Raw genomic sequence first — 17,863 nt, 5'->3', positions numbered from 1 at the left:
CGATATTTTTGAAGCCATCACATGGCACAATATTTTGGTTATTATGAACCGATGATTAATAGCTATTTCGTTGATAATCAAGAATTTTAGAAATATGTCAAACAGTGAATTAAACCAATTAAGCAATCAATACTCTGGCTCTAAACTAGGGAAAACAAAGAACGATAATCGAGCCATAAAGCCCGTTTGTAATCTTTGTGGCTGTGAGAAATTTATAGATAGCATGAACCGAAAAAAAGTCAAGTGTAAAAACTGTGGTTCTGTAGAGAGAACACGCATTATAATGTTGTACCTGAAAAAGTTTTTACTTCCACAGCCAGGAATGAAAGTGCTACATTTAGCTCCTGATTATGGATTGTCAAAATACTTTTCTTCGATTCTTGGGAATAATTATGTACCCACTGACATCAATCCTGATAGGTATACAAAAAAAGGAATTACCAATGTTCGTAAGCTGGATTTATGTAAAGATTTAGATAATTGGCAAACTGAAAGCTTTGATATAGTTGTTCATTTGCACGTTTTAGAACATATTCCTTGTAACTATACCGCAGTTTTAATTAAGTTAAATAGATTGCTGAAACCAGGTGGAAAACACATTTTTGGTGTGCCAGTTATGGGTAAGGCTTTTCTTGATTCCTTTGGTTCATTAAATCCAGATGAAAATCGTAAGTATTTTGGTCAACAGGATCATATACGCAGATTTAGTTCTTCGGATTTAAAGATGTCTCTGGGTATGGTCGTTCCGGTCAACTTAGATATTCATCTTGAGGATGAGTTCTCAGAACAGGAACTGATGCAATATAATATTCCCAAGTCTAAATGGCGTAACTATGTCGGTTCGTCCCTTTTCTTTTTGGATAAAAGTGATTTGCTATTATAAATAATGAAATCTCCAATCAAAAGATATCATCCACCTAACGAATTCCTAAATATTTATAATTTTTGATGAGGTTTTAAGATGAAAGCCAGTGATTTTAGTCAAGGAAACCAACTGCTAAGGAGTAATCAGCTTGAGGAGGCTGTGGCTGCTTACCAAAAGGCGATCGCACATGATCCTAGTTTTCATTGGTATCACCAAAAGTTAGGAGAAAGCCTGGAAAAGTTAGGGCGTTTAGAGGAGGCGGCAGAAGCCTATCGGCAAGCGGTGGAGCGACACTCTAATAAAGCTTGCTATCACTGGGATATGGGGAGAGTTTTGCGGACTTTGGGTCGGGATGAAGAGGCAGTTCAAGTCGAAGAAACGGCGACGGAAATTGAGGAGAAGTTGTCAGAGAGGCGATCACTTTTCAATATATATTTAGCATCCCAAAATCAAGGGAGTAAAAATATTTCAAGTCATCAGGACAATGAAACCCCCCAATCTTCTTATTGGTCTAGACGAGAGAACAGTCACTATCTACGGGAAATTAGATACATTATTAACCTGATAGGGAGCCATGCCAATTCAATTATAGATGTCGGTTCCAATGGATGTCCCTATCTGGATTGGTTTTCCTGGATTCCCGAACGATATTCTATTGATTTACGCAACCCGTATCAAGCTCCAGGTGTGGTTGATATTAAGGCAGATTTTCTCAAATATAATCCCGACAAGAAATTTGATATCTTGACCTGTCTTCAGGTGATTGAGCACGTGCGAAATGCTCGGGCTTTTTGTCAGAAACTCTTGAAAACTGGTCGTGTGTTGGTCGTGTCCGTACCTTACCAATGGCGGGCAGGACGCACAAAAGGTCATATTCATGACCCGGTTGACCTAGAAAAAATGAATCATTGGTTTGGACGAGAACCTAATTATTATCAGTTCATCACTGAACCGGGTTCACCACTCCGTCGCCTGATCTGTGTTTATGATGTAGAATCAAATCTAAAATCTGACCAACTGAAAATGTTGTGTAAATCTAAGGAGATATCGATGGTCAGCAAGCTTGAGGAAGGCAACCTGTTACAGCGGATGAATAAGCTCGGGGAAGCAGTGGAGGTTTATCGTGAAGCGATTCAGGAAAATTCTAGTTTTTATTGGGTTTATCAGAAGCTAGGAGAAACTCTCTCTAAATTGGGACGGTTGTATGAGGCTGAAGAGGCTTTTCGTAAGGGAATATCGGTTAACCCAGATGCTGGGTGGTTGCATTTGAGCTTGGGGAGAATCTTGGCAAAACAGCACCGGTGGGAGCAGGCGATCGCATCTTATCGTCAAGCAGTGAAGTTGGGACTGGATCAACCGACGGTTTTGTATGAGTTGGAGCAAGCACTGGCTGCAGACCAACAGAAACCTGTGTTTTATCAACATACAGAAATCAAAATTTACCGCGCCGATGACATGAGATATACCCCTTTTTATGCAAGGGAAAACTGCGATTTTTTAAAATTAGAAAAATTTGAGTTTACTAACAGCCCAGAAGAAGCCGATCTGTTTTTATCTCGCCATCTGAAAAATTTATATCCTTATATTAAAAACTATGGAAAACTGAAGAAATATTTAGTATGGACTCATGAGCCTCGTTACAATACTCACTTCTTCGATAAAATTTATATATTTACAAATGTAGAAGTCCATATTATGAACACTTATACAAACAACATTTATGTGAATAATTATAAGTATTTTAATTTGCCGATTATGAACCCGGTTAATCTGAGTGAATTCGATAGGCTAAAAGGTAAACTTGTCGTCATCATAGCGACTTGCAAACAAGCAGTTCCTTTGATTAAGGATGGAGTCGATTTAGACCTAATCAAGATTAGAAATAACATTGCTTATGTGGGATTTGATTTGGGCAAAGTTGATATCTACGGCCCCGGTTGGAAAAGTGGTGTGGCTGTCGAGGATTCTCGAAAAATAGCAAGACAACAAGCTCAAAGCCAGTATCTCAGAAAAATTGAACAACTCCGACAATATCACTTTAACTTGTGCTTTGAAAGTACGATTTATCCCTATTATTGCACTGAAAAAATATGGCATTCCCTAGAAGCAGGATGTTTGCCAATTTATTATGGTAAAGGCAATGCAATTTATGAAGATTTTCCGGCTAATAGTTTTTTAGATTACTCGGAATTCAATAATCCTGAAGCTTTGTTTGAATATATTGATGCCATGACTATTGATGAATTTAATGACCGGATGAATCGGTGCATTGAAACAGTCAATCAAATTGCTTCTTTGCCTGATGATGCTCAAAGTAAAACTATGGAACTACAAAATCAAAATATAATAGATAAGCTGAAAATAATTTTTGCTCAAGAATTACAGCTATCACCACAACATGAGCGATCGCCTGACCCGTGTCAAACATCTCCAAACGGGTTAGAAACTCCCGGAGAAAATCTGGCTTTAAATAAGCCAGCTCAACAAAGTTCTTTCTCGAAATGGTCAAAACCTGACGATCCTCAACGGGCAGTTAATGGTTACAAAACAGGCAGTTATAGTTTTTGCACAAGTTTAGAGGATAACCCTTGGTGGCAAGTGGATTTACAGGAGGTACGTGCGATACAGCAGGTCCGAATCTATAACCGGGTTGATAATATTGATTATTCAGAACGGGCTATAACTCTGAACATATTATTGTCAACCGACAGCTATGAGTGGGAACAAGTTTATGTCAACGATCGCAGATTAGTACCTGGAGGCATCTATGGAAAACCTTTGATTGTCTCCGTCGCTTCCCAGGCGGCTCGGTATGTCCGCATTCAGTTAAATGCCAGAACCTATTTACATTTGGATGAGGTAGAAATTTATGGTTATTAATATCTAAAAATCTCAGAAAATGTGGTATAATTAGCTGGGTTTGCTCCCCTGGTAAAACATCGATAGGATTGCTGAAATGACAATTGTTTTAATTACGGGTTCGGCTGGGTTGATAGGCTCAGAAGCGGTCAGCTTTTTTATAGAAAAAGGCTATACGGTGGTGGGTATAGACAATAATATGCGACAAACTCTCTTCGGTGAAGAGGCTTCAACCGAATGGAATCTGAATCGCCTGGTATCTAGTTATCAGGATAAATATATTCACTATCAAGCTGATATTCGCGATCGCCATCAGATTGATAATATATTTACGTCTTATGGTGAAGATATTTCACTGATTATTCATACAGCTGGTCAACCTTCCCACGATTGGGCTGCTCAAGACCCAGAAACTGATTTCACCATCAATGCTAATGGAACACTGGTTCTATTAGAAGCCACTCGTCACCACTGCCCAGATGCTGTTTTCATTCACTGTTCGACCAATAAAGTTTATGGTGATTCTCCTAATATCTTGCCTTTAGTTGAACAAGAGTTGCGATGGGAAATTGAGCCGGATCATATCTATGCTAATGGGATTGATGAGACCATGACTATCGATCAGTCCAAGCACTCTTTGTTTGGAGTTTCCAAAGCTGCCTCAGACCTATTAGTACAGGAATACGGTCGCTATTTTGCCATGAAAACGGCTGCATTTAGAGGTGGATGTTTGACTGGACCGACTCATTCAGGGACTCAGTTACATGGGTTTCTATCCTATTTAATGAAATGTACGATGATGGGAACTCCTTATCAAGTTTTTGGCTATAAGGGAAAACAGGTTCGCGATAACATTCACAGCTACGATTTGATTAACGCCTTTTACCACTTTTATCTTTCTCCCCGAATGGGTGAAGTTTATAACATGGGTGGGAGTCGCCATAGTAACTGTTCGATGCTAGAAGCAATTCAGCATTGTGAATCAATTGTTGACAAGAAATTGAATTGGACTTATTCTAAGTCGAATCGGATTGGCGATCATATTTGGTGGATTAGTGATGTATCGAAGTTTCAAAAACATTACCCAGATTGGGATTTGACTTACACAGTTACTGATATTTTGAAGGAAATGTTTGTGAAAAATACAGAACGTTGGGTTTGACATCATTCCAGTTTAAGTCGTCAATATCAAGAGAATATTAACCGATGGAATTGGCAAATTTTGAGTTAGAAATTAAAGACGGAAAATCTTGTCCGGCTTGTGGTCATCAGATCTCAGTTCCTTTGTTTCAGCAACACCATCCTCTGGCTAATACGGTGATTCCTAAAACTTATCAAGAATCTAAAGATTTAGAATTATTGCCATTGGATTATGTGAGATGTGTAGAGTGTGGGCATATTTATAACTATGCTTTTGATTATCAAAAGGTTCCCTATTCTGAGCAGCCTTACCCATCTTTTAATCAGGGAGTATTATGGTCGGGATTTATTAGAGAAATTCAGGAGCAAATCCTGACTATTTTGCCTGAGCAGCCAGTGGTTGTAGAAATCGGACATGGAGATGGTAGCTTTTTGGCGGGACTGAGAACTCTAAATCCTAAAGGTCGTTATGTGGGTTTTGATGTTAATGGCGCTCGGGATGGAGAAGGTGTGGTTGAGTTTCGATCTGAGATGTTTAACCCGGAAGTAAATTTGCCGGAACTGAGGCCTGATTTAATCGTCAGCCGTCATGTTTTAGAGCATCTTAAGAATCCCTTGGGTTTATTACAAAGACTGGCTTTGGTAGCAACTCATCTGGGCATTAGTCCTTTAACCTATTGGGAAGTTCCCTGTGCAGATCGGGTGGTGGAAACCGGAAGGACGGTGGATTTTTTCTATGAACACATTTCCCAATTTACAACTGGCTCATTTACCAGAATGCTATCTCAGTCTAGCTTATCTATTGACAAAATTGGCTACGGTTATGACCGAGAGGTTATCTATGGTTTGACTCGGTTGGGTGTCAAAAATCATCAATTAAAAATAGCTGAGGAATGTCAAAATTATCGATTTTCTACAGACCAAGGTTTGGCTAATATCAAGACTCAACTGGAGCAGTTGTACTGCTCAGGAAATAAGGTGGCAATTTGGGGAGGATTGGGGAGATCGTCAGCTTTTATGAATCGCTATGGTGTCGATGTGGAAAGGTTTCCTATTGTGGTCGATTCTGATATTTATAAAGCCGGTAAATTTGTGCCGGGTACGGGTCAAGAAATCCGCTTTCGAGATTGGTTGCTTGAACACCCAGTAGATATCATTATTATTCCTTCTCAGTGGAGAGCCAAAGATATCATTGCGGAAATTAACCGAGTTGGGATTTCGGTCAAAACTGTTTTGATTGAGCATCAGTATCGGTTGGTTGACTACTATCAGCAAGATGTCTACCGCTAATTTTTCGCCAATTATCAACTTGAATCGATGGGCGGATGTGTGGTATGTTAGGAGAGTTGGGTTATGAATGATTTTAGCAGGGGTAATGAGTTACTGAGGAATGGTAAAGTAGAGGAGGCTGTTGCTGCTTATCAGAAAGCGATCGCTCATCATCGGAGTTTTCCTTGGTATTACTACAAGCTGGGAGAGGCATTGTCACAGTTGGGACGTTGGGATGAGGCGATCGCTCATTATCAAACAGCGATTGAAATTGACCCCAGATCTAGGTTACTTAAATCGGCTTTGGCTGAGGCTCTAGCTGCTACCAAAACTGTTCTAGGTGTCGGCAAAATTAACCCCAATTATGATTCGCAAGATTTACCGTCAGACTTGCCTCCTTCTTCTCCTCCAAAAGAAATTCCACCTGCATTTATATCTGATTTTACCCTAAATAATAAAATCCCAGTCTTACATCATTATTACAACAATACTCGCACTTCTCCCGTGGCTCTGAGTATGACGGATTACCAGAATGTATTTAAGCGTCTGGAAAATGGTTCTTTTAAATACTATGGTAAGACATTAGATCATTTATTAAATTCCTTAGATAAATATAGCATTTTCGGTAAAACTGTTCTGATTTTTGGATTGAATCGTGTTAACTGTGATGCCATATCTATCTGGAAAGGTGCAGCCAATGTTTATGTGATAGATTATAACTTGCCCGTCTCCGAACATCCACAAGTACAAGTTTTTTCCTCTGATGATTATATCAGCAAAAACATTAAAGCTGATGTAGGCATTTCTATCTCATCTTTTGAACATGATGGTTTAGGTCGTTATGGAGATCCGATCAACCCGACCGGAGACTTTGAAGCCATGAAACTCGCCAAAAAATTAATTAAAAAAGACGGTCTTTTGTTTTTCTCTGTTCCTATGGGTCAGGATTGTCTGGTTTGGAATGCTCATCGCATTTATGGTAAAATCCGCTTGCCAATGATGTTGGAAGGCTGGAAAACGGTGGACAGTTTCGGGTTTTCCGAGTCTTTGATAGTCAATAAGCCCTTGGGAGCTTTTTCTTATGAACAACCTGTTTTTGTGCTTCAGAATTTATAAAATTCCTGAATTTGTGACGGTCTATAAAAGTGCTTTGTAAACTGAGAATTTAACATCTTGTCTAAATAGTCTCCCGGAAGCACCAGTTTTTCCTTAAACTCTTTAAATAGGTGACTATACCACTTCTGGGAACTAAGATTTTGGTTTTCTAGGTGAAAGTTGCTGATACCTGTAAACATTCGGATAACCTCCTGTTTTTGGCTATCCATTAGTTCCGCTTGCATAATCAAAATATGGTAAGATTCATGTAAGTAGGTTTGCCATCCTAATAATGAAAAAGGCTGGCTGTAAATATCAAAATTTAAGCATTTCTTGAACTCTCTATCAAACCAAATTAGGGGATAGTTGAGGTCTAATGTCCAAAATTTATTAATCAGTTCTTCAATACTCAACTGTAGGATTTGTTCTGGGCTTAAATGGGGGTAATATGTATCGAGGTTTTGAAAAAAGCCACTAATATTGACAGCAATGGGATTTCTGACCAGTGAAATAATTTTTAATGGTTCTCCTAACCAGTTTTTTAACACAAAATAGCCATCTATACAATGCCCTTTGTGCATATTTTTTTGTAGATATGTTTCCTCTAAGAAATGAATATCATAGACCTGTGAACTATGGTTTTTTAAAGATGTGGAAATGGAAGTTGAACCCACTTTTCCCATGGTGTAAACCAAAAAACGCTGCTGTTGATTTTGATGGGGTAATGGGGACGAACTCTGATATTTTTTGATGAGGGTATTTAAGAATGATTTTGCTGGTTGGTGTTCGGGATGGGATTTTAATAACTGATGCAGGCATTGTATCGCCTGTTGAGAATTACCCATTTTCTCTAAGCAGCAGGCTTTTTGATAGTAAAACTCGCTTAAATCCGGTCGCAACTTAATACATTTTTCCCAAATATCTAAAGCTGTTTTATGCTGTCCTTGCTGGCTTAAATCCATGGCTGTTTGGCGCATGGTTCTGATATATTTGCGACCAGTAAACCGCATTTTATCAATCACGGTTTCGGCTTCCATATTGATGGTAACGGCGGTGGGGTGTTTGAGGGGAAAGCTGATTGATTGAGTGGGTAAATTAGCGATTTCATCAACTTCCCAGGTAGTATGGGCTGCATCTGCGCCAAAACCAACATTAGAAATTAAGTTATGATTGGGAATGATAGATAAACCTTTATTTATCAAACAAGTAAACGTCCAAGCCCATCCCCATGAGTTAAAACCATTGTAGGTTAAATCAAAGATTTCTGCCCAATATTCGGCGCGTTCTTGACTTCCCAATAAATCCCTTAACCAATGGCGATCGCACTCCGTTAGCCAAGACTTTAAATCCGGTTCAAATAACCGCCAAGCTCGCCGCCATGTCGCCCATCCCCAATAAAAGCTATACTGGGAAAAATAATAGCTGGAATTTGCCGATTGATAGCCGTGGGTATTTTCTCCGGTAATTTGGAAAATTTGGTGATCATCACGATAGCGGATTAATAACTGTTGGCAAAATTGAAAAAAACTGATGTCGGGGATACAGTCATCTTCTAAGATAATCGCTTCTTCCACTAAACCAAACACCCAATTTAGTCCACTGGCGACTCGCTGTTTACAACCTAAGTTAAAATCCGAGTAGTTGGTTAAAACTTGACAATCCCAATCAACCCTATCAATAATGGCGCGAGTTTGGGCGCATTTTTGGGCTTCTAAATCATTGCCGGGTTCGGGACCATCAGCAATCACCAGTAACTGCTGAGGCTTGACTTGGCGAATTACATCAAACACTTTTTGGGTGGTATCTGGTCGCCTAAAGATGAGTAAAACGACGGGGGTGGTGAAAGATTCAATTTCGGGCATTGATAAATGATGACAAGGTTTCTTGATGTGGTATGGGCTGATCCGATATGATACAATCTTTTCAGCCGTAATCAAGTTTGACTCAGCACCAACCCCGTCCCAAAAGATGAAAACTGACAAACTATTTTATCGCATTTTCCTATGGCAGCCGGAACTGATTGCTGAGTTAGTGCCGGGCATTCCCATGGACTGCCAATTTGATTATAGCGCTCCGGTGGTCAAAGAACAGGAACAGCGTATTGATGGCTTATTTACCCCTGTGGGGGATGATAACCCAGATTTGCCCTTGGTGTTCGTGGAAGCGCAAATGCAGCCTGATAGGGGATTCTATGGCCGCTTTTTTCGGGAAGTGTTTATGTATCTGGGACAATATGAGGTGAGCCGACCTTGGCGGGGGCTATTGATTTTCTCCAGTCGCAGCCAGGGGTTTGGGGTGGAGACTCCCTATCGCCTGCTATTAGATAATTTGGTGGAAAGGCTTTATCTCGAAGACTTGATTGGTCGGTCGGATTTGAGTCCGAATTTGGCGTTGTTGCGGTTGTTGGTATTGCCGGAGTCGGAAACCCCACAAAGCGCTCGTGATTTGTTGAATGTTGAGGCGAGTGAGGAGGTATTTCGGCGACGGTTGGATTTGGTAGAAAGTATACTGGTGAGTAAGTTTCCACAGTTGAGCTTGGAGGAGATACGGGAAATGTTGGATATTACCCAGGTTAGGCTTGAGGATACCCGGTTTTATCGGGATGTGTTGCAGAAGGGCCGCGAAGAAGGCCGCGAAGAAGGTCGCGAAGAAGGTCGCGAAGAAGGTCGCGAAGAAGGTCGCGAAGAAGGTCGCGAAGAAGCACAGACCCAGATGCTGTTGCGACTGTTAACCCGTCGCTGTGGTGAGTTGTCGGATATGCAACGGCAACAGGTGATATCTCTCAACTCGGGTCGAAGGGATGAGTTGGCGGAGGCTTTGTTAGATTTTCGGGGGATGGAGGATTTAGTGCACTGGTTGCAGACAGATGAAAACTGACAAACTTATCCCAAACCAACTCAGAATTGAAGAAACCCGGTTTTTTTGACAAAGACAAACCCCGTTTCTGGAAACAAGCGATCGCCTTAATCAAAGCCTTAATCAAAGCCTTAATCAAAGCCTTAATCAAAACCTTAATCAAATTGGACTCAGTACCAGCCCCGTCCCAAAAGATGAAAACTGACAAACTATTTTATCGCATTTTCCTATGGCAACCGGAACTGATTGCTGAGTTAGTTCCTGGCATTCCCATGGACTGCCAATTTGATTATAGCGCTCCGGTGGTCAAAGAACAGGAACAGCGTATTGATGGCTTATTTACCCCTGTGGGGGATGATAACCCAGATTTGCCCTTGGTGTTCGTGGAAGCGCAAATGCAGCCTGATAGGGGATTCTATGGCCGCTTTTTTCGGGAAGTGTTTATGTATCTGGGACAATATGAGGTGAGCCGACCTTGGCGGGGGCTATTGATTTTCCCGAGTCGCAGCCAGGGGTTTGGGGTGGAGACTCCCTATCGCCTGCTATTAGATAATTTGGTGGAAAGGCTTTATCTCGAAGACTTGATTGGTCGGTCGGATTTGAGTCCGAATTTGGCGTTGTTGCGGTTGTTGGTATTGCCGGAGTCGGAAACCCCACAAAGCGCTCGTGATTTGTTGAATGTTGAGGCGAGTGAGGAGGTATTTCGGCGACGGTTGGATTTGGTAGAAAGTATACTGGTGAGTAAGTTTCCACAGTTGAGCTTGGAGGAGATACGGGAAATGTTGGATATTACCCAGGTTAGGCTTGAGGATACCCGGTTTTATCGGGATGTGTTGCAGAAGGGCCGCGAAGAAGGCCGCGAAGAAGGTCGCGAAGAAGGTCGCGAAGAAGGTCGCGAAGAAGGTCGCGAAGAAGCACAGACCCAGATGCTGTTGCGACTGTTAACCCGTCGCTGTGGTGAGTTGTCGGATATGCAACGGCAACAGGTGATATCTCTCAACTCGGGTCGAAGGGATGAGTTGGCGGAGGCTTTGTTAGATTTTCGGGGGATGGAGGATTTAGTGCACTGGTTGCAGACAGATGAAAACTGACAAACTTATCCCAAACCAACTCAGAATTGAAGAAACCCGGTTTTTTGAAAAAACCGGGTTTCTGGAAACAAGCGATCGCCTTCCCAACCACCCAGGGGTCACATATTCCTGTAGGGGCGGGTTCAACAGCCTATATTCTTCTTCACCAGCAGCGATATAAACCCGCCCCGTTTTTTGAAAAACCCCGTTTCTGGAAACAAGCGATCGCCTTCCCAACCACCCAGGGGTCACATATTCCTGTAGGGGCGGGTTCAACAGCCTATATTCTTCTTCACCAGCAGCGATATAAACCCGCCCCGTTTTTTGAAAAACCCCGTTTCTGGAAACAAGCGATCGCCTTCCCAACCACCCAGGGGTCACATATTCCTGTAGGGGCGGGTTCAACAGCCTATATTCTTCTTCACCAGCAGCGATATAAACCCGCCCCGTTTTTTGAAAAACCCCGTTTCTGGAAACAAGCGATCGCCTTCCCAACCACCCAGGGGTCACATATTCCTGTAGGGGCGGGTTCAACAGCCTATATTCTTCTTCACCAGCAGCGATATAAACCCGCCCCGTTTTTTGAAAAACCCCGTTTCTGGAAACAAGCGATCGCCTTAATCAAAGCCTTAATCAAAGCCTTAATCAAAACCTTAATCAAATTGGACTCAGTACCAGCCCCGTCCCAAAAGATGAAAACTGACAAACTATTTTATCGCATTTTCCTATGGCAACCGGAACTGATTGCTGAGTTAGTTCCTGGCATTCCCACGGACTGCCAATTTGATTATAGCGCTCCGGTGGTCAAAGAACAGGAACAGCGTATTGATGGCTTATTTACCCCTGTGGGGGATGATAACCCAGATTTGCCCTTGGTGTTCGTGGAAGCGCAAATGCAGCCTGATAGGGGATTCTATGGCCGCTTTTTTCGGGAAGTGTTTATGTATCTGGGACAATATGAGGTGAGCCGACCTTGGCGGGGGCTATTGATTTTCTCCAGTCGCAGCCAGGGGTTTGGGGTGGAGACTCCCTATCGCCTGCTATTAGATAATTTGGTGGAAAGGCTTTATCTCGAAGACTTGATTGGTCGGTCGGATTTGAGTCCGAATTTGGCGTTGTTGCGGTTGTTGGTATTGCCGGAGTCGGAAACCCCACAAAGCGCTCGTGATTTGTTGAATGTTGAGGCGAGTGAGGAGGTATTTCGGCGACGGTTGGATTTGGTAGAAAGTATACTGGTGAGTAAGTTTCCAGAGTTGAGTTTGGAGGAAATACGGGAAATGTTGGATATTACCCAGGTTAGGCTTGAGGATACCCGGTTTTATCGGGATGTGTTGCAGAAGGGCCGCGAAGAAGGCCGCGAAGAAGGTCGCGAAGAAGCACAGACGGAGATGCTGTTACGACAGTTAACCCGTCGCTGTGGTGAGTTGTCGGATATGCAACGGCAACAGGTGATATCTCTCAACTCGGGTCAAAAGGATGAGTTGGCGGAGGCTTTGTTAGATTTTCGGGGGATGGAGGATTTTCAGCACTGGTTGCAGAGGTAGCAACACATATGATGGTGTGAATCTATTAGAGAATTTTTCTAAATATATTCATCAAGCGATCGCCTTAATCAAAACCTTAATCAAATTGGACTCAGTACCAGCCCCGTCCCAAAAGATGAAAACTGACAAACTATTTTATCGCATTTTCCTATGGCAACCGGAACTGATTGCTGAGTTAGTTCCTGGCATTCCCATGGACTGCCAATTTGATTATAGCGCTCCGGTGGTCAAAGAACAGGAACAGCGTATTGATGGCTTATTTACCCCTGTGGGGGATGATAACCCAGATTTGCCCTTGGTGTTCGTGGAAGCGCAAATGCAGCCTGATAGGGGATTCTATGGCCGCTTTTTTCGGGAAGTGTTTATGTATCTGGGACAATATGAGGTGAGCCGACCTTGGCGGGGGCTATTGATTTTCTCCAGTCGCAGCCAGGGGTTTGGGGTGGAGACTCCCTATCGCCTGCTATTAGATAATTTGGTGGAAAGGCTTTATCTCGAAGACTTGATTGGTCGGTCGGATTTGAGTCCGAATTTGGCGTTGTTGCGGTTGTTGGTATTGCCGGAGTCGGAAACCCCACAAAGCGCTCGTGATTTGTTGAATGTTGAGGCGAGTGAGGAGGTATTTCAGCGACGGTTGGATTTGGTAGAAAGTATAATGGCGAGTAAGTTTCCACAGTTGAGCTTGGAGGAGATACGGGAAATGTTGGATATTACCCAGGTTAGGCTTGAGGATACCCGGTTTTATCGGGATGTGTTGCAGAAGGGCCGCGAAGAAGGTCGCGAAGAAGGTCGCGAAGAAGGTCGCGAAGAAGGTCGCGAAGAAGGTCGCGAAGAAGGTCGCGAAGAAGGTCGCGAAGAAGCACAGACGGAGATGCTGTTGCGACAGTTAACCCGTCGCTGTGGTGAGTTGTCGGATATGCAACGGCAACAGGTGATATCTCTCAACTCGGGTCAAAAGGATGAGTTGGCGGAGGCTTTGTTAGATTTTCGGGGGATGGAGGATTTAGTGCACTGGTTGCAGACAGATGAAAACTGACAAACTTATCCCAAACCAACTCAGAATTGAAGAAACCCGGTTTTTTTGACAAAGACAAACCCCGTTTCTGGAAACAAGCGATCGCCTTAATCAAAGCCTTAATCAAAGCCTTAATCAAAGCCTTAATCAAAACCTTAATCAAATTGGACTCAGCACCAACCCCGTCCCAAAAGATGAAAACTGACAAACTATTTTATCGCATTTTCCTATGGCAACCGGAACTGATTGCTGAGTTAGTTCCTGGCATTCCCATGGACTGCCAATTTGATTATAGCGCTCCGGTGGTCAAAGAACAGGAACAGCGTATTGATGGCTTATTTACCCCTGTGGGGGATGATAACCCAGATTTGCCCTTGGTGTTCGTGGAAGCGCAAATGCAGCCTGATAGGGGATTCTATGGCCGCTTTTTTCGGGAAGTGTTTATGTATCTGGGACAATATGAGGTGAGCCGACCTTGGCGGGGGCTATTGATTTTCTCCAGTCGCAGCCAGGGGTTTGGGGTGGAGACTCCCTATCGCCTGCTATTAGATAATTTGGTGGAAAGGCTTTATCTCGAAGACTTGATTGGTCGGTCGGATTTGAGTCCGAATTTGGCGTTGTTGCGGTTGTTGGTATTGCCGGAGTCGGAAACCCCACAAAGCGCTCGTGATTTGTTGAATGTTGAGGCGAGTGAGGAGGTATTTCAGCGACGGTTGGATTTGGTAGAAAGTATAATGGCGAGTAAGTTTCCACAGTTGAGCTTGGAGGAGATACGGGAAATGTTGGATATTACCCAGGTTAGGCTTGAGGATACCCGGTTTTATCGGGATGTGTTGCAGAAGGGTCGCGAAGAAGGTCGCGAAGAAGCACAGACGGAGATGCTGTTGCGACAGTTAACCCGTCGCTGTGGTGAGTTGTCGGATATGCAACGGCAACAGGTGATATCTCTCAACTCGGGTCAAAAGGATGAGTTGGCGGAGGCTTTGTTAGATTTTCGGGGGATGGAGGATTTTCAGCACTGGTTGCAGAGGTAGCAACACATATGATGGTGTGAATCTATTAGAGAATTTTTCTAAATATATTCATCAAGCGATCGCCTTAATCAAAGCCTTAATCAAAGCCTTAATCAAAGCCTTAATCAAAACCTTAATCAAATTGGACTCAGTACCAGCCCCGTCCCAAAAGATGAAAACTGACAAACTATTTTATCGCATTTTCCTATGGCAACCGGAACTGATTGCTGAGTTAGTTCCTGGCATTCCCATGGACTGCCAATTTGATTATAGCGCTCCGGTGGTCAAAGAACAGGAACAGCGTATTGATGGCTTATTTACCCCTGTGGGGGATGATAACCCAGATTTGCCCTTGGTGTTCGTGGAAGCCCAAATGCAGCCTGATAGGGGATTCTATGGTCGCTTTTTTCGGGAAGTGTTCATGTATCTGGGACAATATGAGGTGAGCCGACCTTGGCGGGGGCTATTGATTTTCCCGAGTCGCAGCCAGGGGTTTGGGGTGGAGACTCCCTATCGCCTGCTATTGGATAATTTGGTGGAAAGGCTTTATCTCGAAGACTTGATTGGTCGGTCGGATTTGAGTCCGAATTTGGCGTTGTTGCGGTTGTTGGTATTGCCGGAGTCGGAAACCCCACAAAGCGCTCGTGATTTGTTGAATGTTGAGGCGAGTGAGGAGGTATTTCAGCGACGGTTGGATTTGGTAGAAAGTATAATGGCGAGTAAGTTTCCACAGTTGAGCTTGGAGGAGATACGGGAAATGTTGGATATTACCCAGGTTAGGCTTGAGGATACCCGGTTTTATCGGGATGTGTTGCAGAAGGGCCGCGAAGAAGGCCGCGAAGAAGGTCGCGAAGAAGGTCGCGAAGAAGGTCGCGAAGAAGCACAGACGGAGATGCTGTTGCGACAGTTAACCCGTCGCTGTGGTCAGTTGTCGGATATGCAACGGCAACAGGTGATATCTCTCAACTCGGGTCGAAGGGATGAGTTGGCGGAGGCTTTGTTAGATTTTCGGGGGATGGAGGATTTAGTGCGCTGGTTGCAGAGCATATGATGGTGTGAATCTATTAGAGAATTTTTCTCAATATATTCATCAAGCGATCGCCTTAATCAAAGCCTTAATCAAAGCCTTAATCAAAGCCTTAATCAAAGCCTTAATCAAATTGGACTCAGTAGCAGCCCCGCCCCAAACGATGAAAACTGACAAACTATTTTATCGCATTTTTCTATGGCAACCGGAACTGATTGCTGAGTTAGTTCCTGGCATTCCCATGGACTGCCAATTTGATTATAGCGCTCCGGTGGTCAAAGAACAGGAACAGCGTATTGATGGCTTATTTACCCCTGTGGGGGATGATAACCCAGATTTGCCCTTGGTGTTCGTGGAAGCGCAAATGCAGCCTGATAGGGGATTCTATGGCCGCTTTTTTCGGGAAGTGTTTATGTATCTGGGACAATATGAGGTGAGCCGACCTTGGCGGGGGCTATTGATTTTCCCGAGTCGCAGCCAGGGGTTTGGGGTGGAGACTCCCTATCGCCTGCTATTAGATAATTTGGTGGAAAGGCTTTATCTCGAAGACTTGATTGGTCGGTCGGATTTGAGTCCGAATTTGGCGTTGTTGCGGTTGTTGGTATTGCCGGAGTCGGAAACCCCAGAAAGCGCTCGTGATTTGTTGAATGTTGAGGCGAGTGAGGAGGTATTTCGGCGACGGTTGGATTTGGTAGAAAGTATACTGGTGAGTAAGTTTCCACAGTTGAGCTTGGAGGAGATACGGGAAATGTTGGATATTACCCAGGTTAGGCTTGAGGATACCCGGTTTTATCGGGATGTGTTGCAGAAGGGCCGCGAAGAAGGTCGCGAAGAAGGTCGCGAAGAAGGTCGCGAAGAAGGTCGCGAAGAAGGTCGCGAAGAAGCACAGACGGAGATGCTGTTGCGACAGTTAACCCGTCGCTGTGGTGAGTTGTCGGATATGCAACGGCAACAGGTGATATCTCTCAACTCGGGTCGAAGGGATGAGTTGGCGGAGGCTTTGTTAGATTTTCGGGGGATGGAGGATTTAGTGCACTGGTTGCAGACAGATGAAAACTGACAAACTTATCCCAAACCAACTCAGAATTGAAGAAACCCGGTTTTTTTGACAAAGACAAACCCCGTTTCTGGAAACAAGCGATCGCCTTAATCAAAGCCTTAATCAAAGCCTTAATCAAAGCCTTAATCAAATTGGACTCAGTAGCAGCCCCGCCCCAAACGATGAAAACTGACAAACTATTTTATCGCATTTTTCTATGGCAACCGGAACTGATTGCTGAGTTAGTTCCTGGCATTCCCACGGACTGCCAATTTGATTATAGCGCTCCGGTGGTCAAAGAACAGGAACAGCGTATTGATGGCTTATTTACCCCTGTGGGGGATGATAACCCAGATTTGCCCTTGGTGTTCGTGGAAGCCCAAATGCAGCCTGATAGGGGATTCTATGGCCGCTTTTTTCGGGAAGTGTTCATGTATCTGGGACAATATGAGGTGAGCCGACCTTGGCGGGGGCTATTGATTTTCTCCAGTCGCAGCCAGGGGTTTGGGGTGGAGACTCCCTATCGCCTGCTATTAGATAATTTGGTGGAAAGGCTTTATCTCGAAGACTTGATTGGTCGGTCGGATTTGAGTCCGAATTTGGCGTTGTTGCGGTTGTTGGTATTGCCGGAGTCGGAAACCCCAGAAAGCGCTCGTGATTTGTTGAATGTTGAGGCGAGTGAGGAGGTATTTCGGCGACGGTTGGATTTGGTAGAAAGTATAATGGCGAGTAAGTTTCCACAGTTGAGCTTGGAGGAGATACGGGAAATGTTGGATATTACCCAGGTTAGGCTTGAGGATACCCGGTTTTATCGGGATGTGTTGCAGAAGGGTCGCGAAGAAGGTCGCGAAGAAGGTCGCGAAGAAGGTCGCGAAGAAGCACAGACGGAGATGCTGTTGCGACAGTTAACCCGTCGCTGTGGTGAGTTGTCGGATATGCAACGGCAACAGGTGATATCTCTCAACTCGGGTCAAAAGGATGAGTTGGCAGAGGCTTTGTTAGATTTTCGGGGGATGGAGGATTTAGTGCGCTGGTTGCAGACAGATGAAAACTGACAAACTTATCCCAAAC

Annotated in this window: 14 protein-coding genes; 13 read left to right on the top strand and 1 reads right to left on the bottom strand. The window is 43.7% G+C overall.

Going from position 1 to position 17,863, the window contains the following annotated elements:
- Window positions 1-94 precede the first annotated feature (94 nt).
- The 5 genes from N39L_RS00375 (at window position 95) to N39L_RS00355 (ending at window position 7,249) form a co-directional block, all read left to right on the top strand.
- Complete coding sequence (locus N39L_RS00375; RefSeq protein ID WP_081471125.1) at window positions 95-883, top strand: class I SAM-dependent methyltransferase; 789 nt, start codon at window positions 95-97, stop codon at window positions 881-883.
- Between the two features lie 78 nt (window positions 884-961).
- The gene (locus tag N39L_RS00370) at window positions 962-3,745 is read left to right on the top strand and encodes a tetratricopeptide repeat protein (protein ID WP_014273948.1); all 2,784 of its coding nucleotides are present in this window, start codon (window positions 962-964) and stop codon (window positions 3,743-3,745) included.
- A gap of 76 nt (window positions 3,746-3,821) precedes the next feature.
- Window positions 3,822-4,886 (top strand): NAD-dependent epimerase/dehydratase family protein, encoded by a 1,065-nt coding sequence (locus tag N39L_RS00365; protein ID WP_014273947.1) that lies wholly within the window; start codon window positions 3,822-3,824, stop codon window positions 4,884-4,886.
- A 44-nt stretch (window positions 4,887-4,930) separates the two neighbouring features.
- Window positions 4,931-6,154 (top strand): class I SAM-dependent methyltransferase, encoded by a 1,224-nt coding sequence (locus N39L_RS00360; RefSeq protein WP_014273946.1) that lies wholly within the window; start codon window positions 4,931-4,933, stop codon window positions 6,152-6,154.
- Between the two features lie 63 nt (window positions 6,155-6,217).
- Window positions 6,218-7,249 (top strand): DUF268 domain-containing protein, encoded by a 1,032-nt coding sequence (locus N39L_RS00355; RefSeq protein ID WP_014273945.1) that lies wholly within the window; start codon window positions 6,218-6,220, stop codon window positions 7,247-7,249.
- Here the strand turns inward: N39L_RS00355 and N39L_RS00350 are convergent.
- Complete coding sequence (locus N39L_RS00350) at window positions 7,237-9,090, bottom strand: putative capsular polysaccharide synthesis family protein (RefSeq protein WP_014273944.1); 1,854 nt, start codon at window positions 9,088-9,090, stop codon at window positions 7,237-7,239. The genes N39L_RS00355 and N39L_RS00350 overlap by 13 nt on opposite strands.
- Before the next feature lie 106 nt (window positions 9,091-9,196).
- Here N39L_RS00350 and N39L_RS00345 point away from each other — a divergent pair, with 106 nt between their 5' ends.
- The 8 genes from N39L_RS00345 to N39L_RS00310 all read left to right on the top strand — a co-directional run bounded on the left by N39L_RS00345 (window position 9,197) and on the right by N39L_RS00310 (window position 17,847).
- Entirely contained in the window at window positions 9,197-10,105 is a 909-nt protein-coding gene (locus N39L_RS00345; protein WP_014273943.1) for a DUF2887 domain-containing protein, read from the top strand.
- Window positions 10,106-10,278: 173 nt separating this feature from the next.
- Window positions 10,279-11,175 (top strand): DUF2887 domain-containing protein, encoded by an 897-nt coding sequence (locus tag N39L_RS00340; RefSeq protein WP_014273942.1) that lies wholly within the window; start codon window positions 10,279-10,281, stop codon window positions 11,173-11,175.
- 671 nt (window positions 11,176-11,846) lie between these two features.
- Entirely contained in the window at window positions 11,847-12,698 is an 852-nt protein-coding gene (locus tag N39L_RS00335) for a DUF2887 domain-containing protein (protein WP_014273941.1), read from the top strand.
- Between the two features lie 115 nt (window positions 12,699-12,813).
- Complete coding sequence (locus N39L_RS00330) at window positions 12,814-13,734, top strand: DUF2887 domain-containing protein (protein ID WP_434221525.1); 921 nt, start codon at window positions 12,814-12,816, stop codon at window positions 13,732-13,734.
- 173 nt (window positions 13,735-13,907) lie between these two features.
- Window positions 13,908-14,747 (top strand): DUF2887 domain-containing protein, encoded by an 840-nt coding sequence (locus N39L_RS00325; protein ID WP_014273940.1) that lies wholly within the window; start codon window positions 13,908-13,910, stop codon window positions 14,745-14,747.
- Window positions 14,748-14,898: 151 nt separating this feature from the next.
- Window positions 14,899-15,777 (top strand): DUF2887 domain-containing protein, encoded by an 879-nt coding sequence (locus N39L_RS00320; RefSeq protein WP_014273939.1) that lies wholly within the window; start codon window positions 14,899-14,901, stop codon window positions 15,775-15,777.
- A gap of 139 nt (window positions 15,778-15,916) precedes the next feature.
- Window positions 15,917-16,813 (top strand): DUF2887 domain-containing protein, encoded by an 897-nt coding sequence (locus N39L_RS00315; RefSeq protein WP_014273938.1) that lies wholly within the window; start codon window positions 15,917-15,919, stop codon window positions 16,811-16,813.
- Window positions 16,814-16,974: 161 nt separating this feature from the next.
- A complete protein-coding gene (locus tag N39L_RS00310; protein ID WP_014273937.1) occupies window positions 16,975-17,847 on the top strand; it encodes a DUF2887 domain-containing protein in 873 nt (290 codons plus the stop codon).
- Window positions 17,848-17,863: the final 16 nt, after the last annotated feature.

Origin of the sequence: Limnospira platensis NIES-39 (assembly GCF_026000695.1) — a bacterium.
GTDB classification, from domain to species: Bacteria; Cyanobacteriota; Cyanobacteriia; order Cyanobacteriales; family Microcoleaceae; genus Limnospira; species Limnospira platensis.
Note: the sequence above shows the minus strand (reverse complement) of the source record. Positions and strands in the feature narration are given on the sequence as shown.